Origin of the sequence: Endobacterium cereale, from assembly GCF_009617585.1 — a bacterium.
Lineage (GTDB): Bacteria > Pseudomonadota > Alphaproteobacteria > Rhizobiales > Rhizobiaceae > Neorhizobium > Neorhizobium cereale.
In genome coordinates this window covers 124835-137186 of sequence record NZ_WIXI01000037.1, presented here as the reverse complement: position 1 = coordinate 137186, position 12352 = coordinate 124835, and the positions used below count along the sequence as shown (strand labels likewise).

Sequence of the window (12352 nt, the reverse complement as noted above, 5' to 3'; positions counted from 1 at the left end):
CATGAGAAATGCCTGTCCATGAATTTATTGATCACGTTCGTCTTGGTCACAACCGGCCCCACGGCGCAAACGCGACTTGGACTTGCAATGTCAAGTATAGCCCGGGATAGCACCTTTACCGAAGTCCTGAGCCTAGCTAGGGGTGAGCTGACGAGATCTAACTTGGCTCATGACGGGAGCCGGTTTTACCTCTCCTGCCAGCGACGCAGATGCCAACCCACGGCAAGCACGTAATTTCTACGTAACTATGAAATCCCATAAGCTTACAGCGGGATTGCGTTTCGCTCTCGCAATCGAATGACTTATCTAAATAGAAGGTACATGAAATGAGCAAAGCCTCACCAGATCACGTCTTCATGCGACGCCTGTGCGCCGGAACGATGTTCGCAGGCCTCCTCATCCTGACCGGTTGCCAGACACCTGAACAGGAACGCTACGCCGACCAAGATACCTGCGCTGGAATGGGCGCGCGATACGGATCATCATCTCATACCGGATGCATGCTCCAACAGCAGCAGCGTCGCGACGACGCGCAATTGCGGACCCTTGAATCGGCAAGGTTAAGCCAAATCATGGCGGAAGATGCGCGCCGACAGCACGAGCGCATGAGGAGAGAGAGGCAGCGGGACTAGGTTGAAGTTCGGTGGGAGGCTCGAGCAGATCAAGGCCGACTTAATTGACCAGCCGTCGGGTGATGAAGCCAGTCCTCAGACGTATTGTGCGCCAGCCTCTCACCAATGCTGCCAAACCTCTACTCAGCAAGCGATCACAGCCAAAAATCGGGAGCTCACTCCTCATGTCCAATCCATTGCGCCATGCGTTAAGTCTCATCCGGCGCCATAGGAAAGAGTTCATCGTCGTCAACGCAGCATTTTTTGGCCTGTTTGCAGCAACCATGACGGTGACGCTGCTGAACCCGGAAATCCAGCCAGCCATATTGGATACGGTTGCAGGGATAGTGCGCACCGACCTTGCCGTGAAGGCCTATCTCAGCGGAAACCTCTTCTATGCAGTATCAGCAACATTGGCGGTCAATCTCGGGGTCGCAGTGATGCTCATTTCGATCCCTTCGTTTCTTGTGCCTTTTTTCGGCGTCGTGTTCGCGATGGTGTTTGCTGCCGCTTATGGTGTCACGCTGGCGCCGATTGGTCCTTATGCGGCTGCGATGGTGCCTCACTCCATCACGGTCCTTATCGAGTTCCAGGCCTACATCATCGCTGCCTTCGGCGCCTACCTAACAGGTCGCGCCATTTTCCTGCCTGCGGGAGGCGAAAAGCGGTCCGTCAGCCAAAGATACACGACGGCAGCCGCGCGTGTCGTCTCGCTTTACGCGCTGGTAGTCCCGCTTCTTCTTTTGGGCGCGGTATATGAAGCCTTTGAAATCATCTATCTCGTAGGGTACTTTATTTAGCGACATGAAAATCCTGCTGGTCGAAGACGATCCCGAAATGACTGACGCGCTTCGGACAGCGCTTTCGAGGCATGATTTCGTACTGGCGGCGGTGGCGGGTCTCGCCATGGCGCGAGAAGCGATAGCCATCGAACGATACGATGTAGTTCTCATTGATCGCCAGCTTCCCGACGGTGACGGCAGCACTTTGCTCGCCGAGATCCGGCAAACTGTCAATCCACCGCGCTCGATAATCATCTCCGCGATGGGATCCACAAAAGACAGGATTGCCGGCCTTAACGGGGGTGCCGATGACTATCTGCCCAAACCGTTCGAGGTCGATGAATTGGTCGCCCGCCTCAATGCAGTGGCACGCCGAACGTCTGAGACCAAGGCAGACGTTATCAAGACCGGCAATGTTCGTTATCATCAGGTAACAAGAGACCTGTACGTCGACGGCATCCGGCAGGAACTTGCTCGACGAGAACTACTGATCATTGAGTCGCTTCTCAAAAACCTCGGACGAACGGTGCTGCGATCTTCGTTGGAGGAAAGCGTTTACACCTTCGACGACGAGATCCAGTCAAATTCGCTGGAAGCCAACATGTCGCGCCTGCGGCGCAAACTGGCGGATGCTGGTGCGGATATTGTCATCCGTAACATTCGCGGCGTCGGATACTTCCTCCACGAGCAGAAATAACATGTCTCACCATTCTCTCCGCTGGCGCTTCACACTCGGCTTCATCACGCTTCAGCTCCTCACCATCATCGTCTCGTTCGGGCTCGTTCTATACATCGCGATGTTGAGTGCGCCCCGTGGCGCGGTTCCATCGACGTGGTACCCGCAGGAAATCGCAAAATCCGTCACGATTGACCAAAATGGTGTCGTCGCGGTCAGCCCCACGCAGGCCCTCCGAACCGTGATGGCTGAGCGGCCTACATCGTGGTTTGCGGTTCGTCTTGCAGATGGCACGACCCTCACACACGGAGAGATCCCGACGGATATCGGCGATAACGCTGCTTTCCTAGATAATTTTCGCAGCGTCGAACTCCGTGGTTACGTCGATGCCCCCGATCGACAGGCCACAATTGATAAAATCGAGACAGCAGCTGGTGAAGCAACGGTTATGGCTGGTGGTGTGTCGATGTCTCTTTACCAGCTCGTATTTGTGGTAGGGCAAATAACAATCGGCGTCCCCGCCCTCATACTTCTCCTGGTCACCCTGGTCGGTGTCCCGTGGGTGACAAAATGGTCGCTTCGCTCCCTAAGGAAGCTCACCGACCGATTGAACAATGTCGATTTCGAAGCCCGTGGGGGTGTGGTGGACGAAAATGGACTGCCCAAAGAGCTGTTGCGGGTCGTCAGGGAGCTCAATCTGGCTCTCAATCGGCTCGACGCCGGGTTCGAGAAAACAGAGCGCTTTTTCGTTAACGCTGCCCACGAGCTGCGCACCCCCATCGCCATCTTACAGGTTCGTGCTGACACGTTGCCGCAAAGCGAAGAAAAGCTTCACATTCAGAAAAGCATCAGACGGCTGACGGCTATCACGAACCAGCTGCTGGATATCGAGCGATATCGACAGAATCCGCCGATATCGAAGGAAATCGAATTAATCCATCTCCTGTCAAAAGTCGTTGCCGAACTCGCGCCATTGGCGATTTCCGAGGGCTATGAAATCTCATTCGACACCGACGTTTCCAAAGTATTCATGGAAGGTGACGATGAAGCCTTGGACCGCGCCTTTTCCAATCTCTTGCGTAATGCCATTCAATATGGAGGCGGGCGCGGCGACATCGCAGTCAAGGTGGAGACCGATGGATCCGTCCTTATCTCCGATCAAGGCATTGGCGTAGCGGGCGAACTTCATTCACGCATTTTCGAGGTGTTTTATCGCGTGAATCCGCATGGATCCGGGGCTGGTCTCGGTTTGAGCATGGTCAACGAGATTATTGAAAAGCATGATGGCTTCATAGAGCTCAGCTCAACACCCGGCCAAGGAAGCGTCTTCGCTATTCGCTGGCGCAATGCGTTGCGGGTCCAAAGTGATCGTGAGAGCACTAGACCCGGCCTTTCGTGACGGACGGTACAGGACATCCCCTTGGCTGCGCAAAGTCTCCGAGCTCAAGGCCTCCCGGATAATGGCCGCTCCGGCGCAGTTATGGACAACCCAGCCAAGGGTGATGATGACAGCCAGAGCCGCACCCATGGAAATCTGAAATCCGGATAATGTCATCATACCTCGCCTTTGTTTTTGAGACATCTGATGTTCCGACGGGCAGCTATTCTGCCGGATTTCTGATCAGGCTTTGACGTCTGTTCAGGCGAAGCCTTCAAGCACGACCTTCCCGATCGTTGACCCGCTTTCGAGTTGCTCGTGAGCCTTCTTCAGGTTTGCCGCATTGATCTGACCACAATTGTTCGTAGCGGTTGTGCTGATCCTTCCATCGTCAACGGCGGCCGATATCTCGTTCAAGATACGTGCCTGCTCGTCCATGTCCGGTGTGCCATAGATGGCGCGCGTGAACATGAGCTCATGGTGGATCGATACGGCTTTGCGCTTGAATGCCATGATGTCAAAGCCCGATGGATCGTCGATGAGGCAGAAACGGCCCTGCGGCGCAATCAGTTCGACAATGTTATCGACATGCTGCGCGGTCTGGGTCGTGGAGAAAACGAACGCCGGAGCGCCGATGCCCAGTGCCGCTATCTGGCTGGCGAGCGGCTTCGAATGATCAACAACATGATGCGCACCGAGCGACTTGACAAATTCCTGCGTTTCCGGACGCGAAGCCGTGGCAATAACGGTCAGGTCGGTGAATTGCCGGGCGATCTGGATGGTGATCGACCCCACTCCGCCGGCACCGCCGATGATCAGGACAGCGGGAGCAGCGCCGGAAACCGGCTTCTTCACATCCAGACGGTCAAAGAAGGCCTCCCAGGCCGTCAGCGATGTCAGCGGCAGCGCCGCGGCTTCGGCCCAGTTTAGCTTGGACGGCTTCTTGCCGACGATGCGCTCGTCAACCAGATGGAATTCGGCATTTGCCCCCGGACGGGTGATAGACCCCGCATACCAGACCTCGTCTCCCACTTGGAAACTGGCGACTTCGTTGCCGACCTCCGCGACGATACCCGTCGCGTCCCAACCAATGACTTTCCAATCAGAACCGTCGTCTGGTGAAGCGCTACGACGAACCTTGTAGTCGACCGGATTGACCGAAACCGCTTTCACCTGGACGAGGATATCCCGACCTTCGGGCTGCGGCTTCGGCAGTTCGATGTCGATGAGCGAATCCCGGTCGGAAATCGGCGAAGGTATCTTGTATCCGATGGCTTTCATGTGTGTCTCCATTTCGGTGTCCTAGGCGTCACTTGTTTGTATTCCTGCGTTCCCGCGCGCACCGGGAGGAGCCGACTAGCCCCTTCCTTGCGCTTCTCTGGAACATGCTTCGTTGCTGGCAGAGCGGACGTCGCCTGGGTCAGGCGGCGGCATCTCCAATTTCATCTTGACTTGGGGCAAACGCGTCGCCGTCGAGATGGTAGACAGTGGGTTCCTCCGAGAAGTATTCCTGTAAGCCTTTCATGAATTCCTCATGATCTTCGCTCGCTTCGAAGCCCGGCGTATGGTCCTCAAGCGAGCGCCATCTAACGATCAGGTTGAAGACGTCCGGCGTTTCGATCCCCTTTGCCAGAACGTGACCGCGATAACCCTGCGCACGCGCGAGCAGAGGAACAACACCCTCGAATGCCTGCCTGAATTCTCTGATCTTGTCCGTGTAGACAGGCAGCACAGCGATCTCATAAATCATGATTGCACCTTTGTGTCGGCCGACGGGTCAACGGCGATCGCGATTTTGCCCCGCAAGCCGTTGTTGGGTTTCTCGAGCAGAGCATGAGCAAGCGGAAGGTCCGCAAGCGAATAGACGGCGCCCACGTGCGGCCGCAGCTGACCGCGTTCCACCAGTGTGCTCAGCTCGTCGAGCTTGCCTTGGTTCTGCCTCGTGAAGACGAAGTGGTAGCTCGCGTTCTTGCCCCATGCCTCGATGAGGTTTTGCGGCTGTGCAATGTCCACGATCGAGACGACGCGGCCAAGTTGCGCGAGTACCTTCGGGCTGTGGGACAATGTATCGCCGCCGAGGGTGTCGAACACGACGTCTACTCCGAGGCCCCCGGTTTCCCGCATGATGGCGTCGACATAATCTTCTTTCCTGTAATCAATGACGACATCCGCTCCGACACTTCGCGCAAACTCGAAGTTTTCTTCGCGCACGGTCGTGAAGACCCTGGCACCGATGGCTTTCGCGATCTGGATAGCCACATGCCCTACCCCTCCCGCGCCGCCATGGATCAGGATGCTTTCTCCCACCCTGAGGGCAGCACGCGAGACAAGGGCTTCCCAGGCTGTTCCGCCGACCAGGCTGAGGCTGGCTGCTTCCAGATGGCTGAGCGCGCTGGGCTTTCTTCCAATGATATTCTGGTCTGCGACATGGTATTCGGCATAACTGCCCGGCCCATCGAATATTTGCGGCGTGTACCAGACTTCGTCTCCGGGAGAGAACGTCGTGACGCCCGGACCGACGGCTTCGACTACGCCGGAAACGTCATGACCGGTAATCACCGGCAACGGCACCAGGTCGCGATAGTCGCCTCGCCGAACCTGGTAGTCCAGGGGATTGATCGAGGTGGCATGGACCCGCACCAGAACCTTTCCCACCTTAGGAACCGGCTTTGGCAGGTCGGAAAGCTCAAAGGCTTCCGGACCACCAAAGGAGTTGAGTGTCATCGCTTTCATTGCAAATCCTCACTTTGTTAAACGGCATATCGTGGCTGTTGAAGCTCGTTCGCGAAATTCATCGGTGTTTTTCCTGTGATTTCCGAAGAGCTGAAAATCGGCTCATCGCCTTCGCGCCCTCTTAGCGATTGCTCAATCTCTGGCGGCGAACGAGCTCCAGCGACCGATCTTCCCTGACTTTGTAGGTTTCTTCGTAATGCGCTCCATCGACATAAAAGCGGTGAGAAAACGTACTTCCTATGGGAGACTTCAGCAGCTTCGTTGTCGGCTGTCCCTCAAACGTGATGCTGCCCGGAATAGGTTCGAGTGCACGTGCTTTCGTAGCAAGTGCCGTCTGGACTGCCAGACCGGCCAGTAAAATGGCGGCGGCAATGGCCTTTCGAGTTGTTGCGGTCATAACACTTTCCTTTCTTGACGTGATACCGCGGCGCTTACCGCCCGGTTTGTGTGTTGATTTACTGAGCAGAGGCAGTTGCCTGCCTAATGCGATGTCGGGATACTGTGCGCATGAGGATGCCAGGACCGCCCAGGCTCTTCCTGACGGTGGCTTCGCGCCTCATGTCGCAGCGATCCTGAAATGCGGAATGACTTCAGTTCCGATCTCATCGAGAACATCGGCGACAGGTCTCTTGCTGAACTTGAGGTTCAGTGCGACGTGGTTGATCCCATTGGAGCGCAGCGCGTCCAATAGGTCGGCCAGCCGCCGCCGCCCGACCCGGTATCCGAGATGGATTGAGCTGGCCGGCGTATCCGGATCTGCGGCCAGATCGACATAGAGCGATTGTGCAATCGGTTTGAATTTTGCTCCGGCTCGATCAAGTGCTTCGCGCCAGCGTTTGGCGACCTGCGATTGCTGACCCATGTCGCGCGGGTAAGTGAGCCAGCCATCGCTACGTTGTGCGATCCAGTCCAGCGATTGCTGGCTCTGCCCGGTGACGAGAGTGGGCAGCCGGGGCGAAAACGGTTTGGGCACGAGGTCGCCACCGCCCGTAAGCCGGCCATAGTGTGTAGACGAGTGGACGGGAAAACGCTTCGTCAGCAGCGCCTCCACATAGTCGAATGCGTCGCGGAAGAGTTCGCCACGCAGGTCGGCATCCCGGCGGTATGCTGGGTACTCGACTGGCCGGTCGCCCGAAGCCACGCCAAACACGAAACGTCCGCCGGATAGGCGATCAAGCGACGCCGCCGCCTTGGCGACATCGATCGGGTGGTGAAGCGGCAGAATGACCGCGCCCGTGCCGAGCGCGATGGTGGATGTGCTCGCCGCGATCGTCGCAAGCCAGACGAAAGGGTCGTAAATCTGGCCCAGATCGCCAAAGGTTGGGTCATTCAGCGGGACATCCCGCGCCCAGAGCGCGGCAAAGCCAAGACGCTCGGCTTGCTGGGCGAGCTCTATCTGGTCGCGCATGGCGGGCTCGGGTCCATCGAAAGACTCGATCGGGAAATAGACGCCGACTGTCAAATTCTCCGGTGCAAACGTGGACGCATAGCTGCGGCCGAAAGGATTCGGACCGACACTTACGGCCGGTGATTTGGTGATTGTCATAGTAATTTCTTTCCCGAAACAGGCCGGCCAGGGTAAGCCCCGACCGGCGGGGTGACCGAATTAGGCCCTCGCCTCGCCCGACACATCGATCACGACCTTGCCGCGCAAGCCTCGCGCAGACCCGTTTTCCAACAGCTCGTGGGCTTCACCGATGCGGGCAAGCGGCAGTGTGGCGCCTATTACGGGCTTGACCAGACCGCGCTCGACCAAGTCCGTGAGCGCGTCGAGCTTGCCGCGATTTTGTCGGGTGAACACAAAATGATAGGCTGCGTTCTTCCCCCAGGCTTCAATGAGATTCTGCGGCTGCGCGATATCGACGAGGCTCACCACGCGTCCGGCATCTGCCAGCGCGAGCGGGCTTCGCGTGAGTGTGTCGCCGCCGATCGTGTCGAAAATCACGTTTACGCCTTCGCCTCCGGTCAGCCGGGCGACCTCCTCCACATAGTCTTCCGTGGTAAAGTCGATCGCCTCGTCGGCGCCGAGCGAGCGCACGAAGTCGTGGTCGCGGGCGAGTGCTGTCGTGATCACTCGTGCGCCCATCGCCTTGGCGACCTGCACCGCAATCGTGCCGACGCCGCCCGCACCACCGTGGATGAGGATAGTTTCGCCGGTCCGCAGCTGCGCGCGCTGGCTGAAGGCTTCCCAAACAGTGCCGCCAACCAGTGTTAGGCTTGCCGCCTCGAGGTGCGTTAGATTACGGGGCTTTCGGCCGATGAGCTCGACGTCGGCGATGTGCTGCTCGGCATACGAACCCGCGCCGCCGAAGATCTTTGGCGTGTAATAGACCTCATCACCGACTGCGAACTCGTGAACGCCGGAGCCCAGCTCCTCGATCACGCCCGAGATGTCATGGCCGGTGATTGCAGGCAAGGGAACGTAGTCTTTGTAGTCGCCGCGGCGGATCTGGTAGTCGAGGGGATTGATGGCGGTGGCATGCACCCGTACCCGCACTTGGCGAGGACCGACTTCCGGCACTTCCACGTCGCGCAGTTCGAATGCGTCCGGGCCGCCGAAACGGGTTAGGACGGCTGCTTTCATGGTCTTGGTCATGGCGATATCCTTTCAACAGTAGCTCTGACGGGCTCACCAACCGTGGTGCCGTCTTGATGGCTCTTATTTGATCTATCGAGATTGCTTTCGGTAGCGCCGGCGTTTTAGGATCAGTTTCAACAAAACTTTGAAAGTCATCATATGGATGTCGACGATCTGAATCTCTTTGTGCGTATCGCCCAGCTGCACAGCATCAGCGCCGCCGCCCGTGACCTTGGCCTCACCCCCGCTGGAGCTAGCGCCAAACTGGCCGCTCTCGAGCGAAAACTCCGCGCCAGGCTCCTCCATCGCACCACAAGGCAAGCGACGTTGACCGAGGACGGTCTAGCCTTCCTGCCGCATGCCGAACATGTTGTGTTCGCGGCGGAGGCCGCCCGAGCAGCGCTTGGGCGAGAGCAAGCTGCGCCTCGCGGCACATTGCGAGTAGCCGCCCCCGCCTCATTCGCGCGAATGCATATTGTGCCGGGTCTGCCTGAGTTCTGTGGTAAATATCCCGACTTGGCGCTTGATTTGCGCATCTCGGACAGCATCGTTGATCTGGTCGAAGGTGCCTTCGATGTGGCGGTTCGTTATACCGAGCTCAGCGACTCGTCCTTCGTCGCGCGCCGACTTGCTCCAGACAATCGGGTGCTGGTCGCGTCACGCGAATATCTCGAGCAACGCGGCCGGCCGAGCACACCCGACGACTTGGTGGAACATACCTGTCTCGTCGTCGGCACGCTGGATCTATGGACGTTTCGAGGGAAAGATGCGGAGGTAATCGAACGACGTGTTACTCCGAGCCTGCGCATCAATGACGGTACTGCAGTGCGCGATGCAGCATCTGGCGGGCTAGGCATCGCTCTGATGGCTACGTGGTGCGCATCGGAAGAGCTGCAATCTGGTACCCTTGTTCCAGTCCTTCCCGAATATCCGCTGATTTCAACGCAGACCCTTTGGGCACTGTATCCAAGTTCTCGCGAACTGGCACCGAAAGTAAGAGTGTTCATCGATTGGCTCATCCATCGGTTTGGTCATCAACCGTACTGGGATCGTGGGCTGGAGAGGATCCTTAGTAACTATCGATGACACGTGGTTTACAACGACATGCGAGTATGGCCTGCAATGCGCGCACTCCCGTCGAAAGAACTCGCAACTTCCCTGTAAACATCTCATAGTCTGTCCCCTTGGCGTGGAAGCCGTGGGAAAAGGTGCTTCCTATAAGAGACTTCACCAGCTTCGTTGCCGGCTTTCCTGAAACCTGATGCCCGTAATAGGTTCGAGTGCAGTGCTTTCGTAGCCAGCGCCGTCCGGAGTGCCAGACCGGCCAGTAAAATGGTGGCGGCAACGGCCCTTTGAGTTGTTACGCTCATAACGCGTTCCTTCCATGACTTGATACCGCGCGGCAACCGGCGGGCTCTTTTCGCCCTGTGGAAACCAGCCCTTGAACATCAGAACATTCTGTTCCCTCGGTGGAGATCGCGAGGGCGACGAGACCGGACGACCGTCGGCTTATCGCGTTAGATCGTCCGAAACTCGTCGTTCTGAATAGATCAGTTAGCCCTCGTGGCTACCGGCGTGTTCAGCAACTGCTGTTCCCACAGGTAGGCGATACCGCTGCCGGCTACGTGCTGCTTGAGCACCTCGGTCAACTCACTAGCGTGCTCGGTGCGAGCCCAATCGCGCTGCCACTCAGATGCCAGTGCAAGCCAAGTCATCATATTTGCCCCAGCAGCAATCATCCGTTGGATCGCGACCTCGTGCGCCTCAACTGACGTGCCGCCAGAGGCATCCGTGATGACGGTAACATCCCAACCTTCACCCAATGCGTGGATCACTGGCATCGCAACGCAGATTTCAGTCCACAGGCCGGCGATAATCAGCTGCTTCCGGCCGGTCGCCTTGACGGCGTCGACGACGTTTTCATCTTCCCACGTGTTGATGAATGTTCTGTCGATCACTTCCTGTCCGGGAAAAACATCGGTGATATGGGGGAAGATGAGACCGCCGCGGTCGGCGACGACACTCGTCAGGATTGTCGGAACGTTGAATGCCTTAGCAGTCTTTGCAAGAGCTGCGGAATTGTTGACCAACGAGTGCGGATCATGGCTGTTGAGGTTTGCGAGCTGATAAGGCTGATGATCAATCAATACCAGAACCGAGTCTTCGGGACGAAGAAGCGAGGAAAGGCCGTTACGAAAAGTCATATGAAACATCCTTTGCTGGGGTTTTGGAAAGCCATCCGCCGAATGCGCTGCCTTCGAGACATACTTTCTCATCGCAATTTGCCAACCGATAGCCGCAGCACGAGCGAAGCTGCGTCGCAATATGCGCGACGCCGATCAGATTGATCTATTAAGGATAATCTATTTGAGAGCGGAACTCAGTATAGTCAGGGGCCGATGGACTGAGGTTATAAATGTTCGTTCTGGTGCTCGCCCGAACGAACGCAGGTCCTTCATTCCGGCGAGAACAGCCTTGGCTGAGCGTGTCGCCGCAAGCGACACAGTTTCGCGATTGGGCCGACTATCGGGTCGCGCTTTGGCCTGACAGTTTTGAGCAGCCATCTGACTATCAAAAAATAGATGGGGTTTTCTCTCAGAAAGGAGCTTGCCCTCATGGTCCGTTTCAACGAAAATTCTACGACTGACGAAGTCCTTAACGGACTCGATCTTAACGGGAAACGGGTGCTTGTCACCGGCGTCTCCGCTGGGTTGGGCCTGGAGACGGCGAGGTCTATGGCCTCGCGCGGAGCACATGTCATCGGCACGGTACGTGATGTGTCCAAAGCCAAGGCAGCGATGCAATCAGTCTGCGGCGATAACCGCCACAATGAGAACGTCGAGCTAATACGGCTTGATCTGGCGTCCTTGGCGAGCGTGCGATCATGCGCAGACTCCCTGGTGGCTGCCGGCCGAACTTTCGACGTCATCATCAATAATGCCGGTGTCGCACACCCGCCGTTCGGTCATACAGCCGACGGCTTTGAGATCCAGATGGGCACCAACCACCTTGGTCACTTCGTCTTCACAAATCGTATCGCGCACCTAATTGCACCAGGCGGACGCGTGGTCATTGTCGCCTCTGCAGCCCACCGCTTTTCCGATATCGATCTCGACGACATGAACTATGAAAACACGACTTACGATCCATTTTCTTCTTATGGCCGGTCTAAGACTGCCTGTATCTTGTTTGGGGTAGAGTTCGACCGTCGTCATAAGGACCGCGGAGTTCGCGCTACGTCGGTGCATCCGGGAGTGATCAGCACCAAACTGACACGTCATATCGGCCAGTCGACCCTCGATGGAATGGTAGAGGGCATCAATTTCGAGAGGTTGTCAGCAGGTAAACCTCTGTTTCACTACAAGACCGTACCGCAGGGAGCGGCCACATCGGTCTGGGCAGGATTCGTTGCCCACGCTGACGAAATAGGCGGTCGTTACTGCGAAAATTGTCATGTTGCTGAGGTTGTTGAGGGACCTCTCGATCCTGTCGAAGAAGGACTTTATGCTTACGCTATCGATCCCACGCGCGCCAAGGCGCTTTGGGAGAAGAGTGAGCGATTAGTAAAAGAACGCTTTTGACATGTATGGCCGC

12 protein-coding genes are annotated in these 12352 nt (G+C 57.0%); 5 read left to right on the top strand and 7 right to left on the bottom strand.

Going from position 1 to position 12352, the window contains the following annotated elements; all coding sequences use genetic code 11:
- Positions 1 to 796 precede the first annotated feature (796 nt).
- Genes GAO09_RS07275 through GAO09_RS07265 form a run of 3 tightly spaced genes read left to right on the top strand, consistent with a single transcriptional unit; the run spans position 797 to position 3468 of the window.
- On the top strand, positions 797 to 1411 hold the full coding sequence (locus GAO09_RS07275) for a stage II sporulation protein M (RefSeq protein WP_153353361.1): 615 nt from the start codon (positions 797 to 799) through the stop codon (positions 1409 to 1411).
- Positions 1412 to 1415: 4 nt separating this feature from the next.
- Entirely contained in the window at positions 1416 to 2090 is a 675-nt protein-coding gene (locus GAO09_RS07270) for a response regulator transcription factor (protein ID WP_153353360.1), read from the top strand.
- Position 2091: 1 nt separating this feature from the next.
- Positions 2092 to 3468 (top strand): sensor histidine kinase, encoded by a 1377-nt coding sequence (locus GAO09_RS07265; protein ID WP_153353359.1) that lies wholly within the window; start codon positions 2092 to 2094, stop codon positions 3466 to 3468.
- Positions 3469 to 3708: 240 nt separating this feature from the next.
- On the opposite strand, the gene GAO09_RS07260 is transcribed toward GAO09_RS07265, so the two are convergent.
- The 6 genes from GAO09_RS07260 to GAO09_RS07235 form a co-directional block, all read right to left on the bottom strand.
- Positions 3709 to 4728 carry a zinc-binding alcohol dehydrogenase family protein gene (locus GAO09_RS07260; RefSeq protein ID WP_153353358.1) on the bottom strand — a complete coding sequence of 340 codons (1020 nt, stop codon included), beginning with the start codon at positions 4726 to 4728 and terminating at the stop codon, positions 3709 to 3711.
- 139 nt (positions 4729 to 4867) lie between these two features.
- Positions 4868 to 5197, bottom strand: coding sequence for an antibiotic biosynthesis monooxygenase family protein (locus GAO09_RS07255; RefSeq protein ID WP_153353357.1), 330 nt, complete (start codon positions 5195 to 5197; stop codon positions 4868 to 4870).
- On the bottom strand, positions 5194 to 6180 hold the full coding sequence (locus tag GAO09_RS07250) for a zinc-dependent alcohol dehydrogenase family protein (RefSeq protein WP_153353356.1): 987 nt from the start codon (positions 6178 to 6180) through the stop codon (positions 5194 to 5196). Before GAO09_RS07250 ends, GAO09_RS07255 begins: the two co-directional genes overlap by 4 nt.
- A gap of 121 nt (positions 6181 to 6301) precedes the next feature.
- Positions 6302 to 6577 carry a hypothetical protein gene (locus tag GAO09_RS07245; protein WP_153353355.1) on the bottom strand — a complete coding sequence of 92 codons (276 nt, stop codon included), beginning with the start codon at positions 6575 to 6577 and terminating at the stop codon, positions 6302 to 6304.
- Between the two features lie 159 nt (positions 6578 to 6736).
- The gene (locus tag GAO09_RS07240) at positions 6737 to 7726 is read right to left on the bottom strand and encodes an LLM class oxidoreductase (RefSeq protein WP_153353354.1); all 990 of its coding nucleotides are present in this window, start codon (positions 7724 to 7726) and stop codon (positions 6737 to 6739) included.
- A 60-nt stretch (positions 7727 to 7786) separates the two neighbouring features.
- The gene (locus GAO09_RS07235) at positions 7787 to 8776 is read right to left on the bottom strand and encodes a zinc-dependent alcohol dehydrogenase family protein (RefSeq protein WP_153353353.1); all 990 of its coding nucleotides are present in this window, start codon (positions 8774 to 8776) and stop codon (positions 7787 to 7789) included.
- Between the two features lie 141 nt (positions 8777 to 8917).
- On the opposite strand from GAO09_RS07235, the gene GAO09_RS07230 reads away from it, so the two are divergent.
- Positions 8918 to 9844, top strand: coding sequence for a LysR family transcriptional regulator (locus GAO09_RS07230; RefSeq protein ID WP_153353352.1), 927 nt, complete (start codon positions 8918 to 8920; stop codon positions 9842 to 9844).
- Between the two features lie 464 nt (positions 9845 to 10308).
- On the opposite strand, the gene GAO09_RS07225 is transcribed toward GAO09_RS07230, so the two are convergent.
- Entirely contained in the window at positions 10309 to 10962 is a 654-nt protein-coding gene (locus tag GAO09_RS07225; protein WP_153353351.1) for a hydrolase, read from the bottom strand.
- Positions 10963 to 11373: 411 nt separating this feature from the next.
- Between GAO09_RS07225 and GAO09_RS07220 the strand changes: the two genes are divergently transcribed.
- Entirely contained in the window at positions 11374 to 12339 is a 966-nt protein-coding gene (locus GAO09_RS07220; protein WP_153353350.1) for an SDR family NAD(P)-dependent oxidoreductase, read from the top strand.
- Positions 12340 to 12352: the final 13 nt, after the last annotated feature.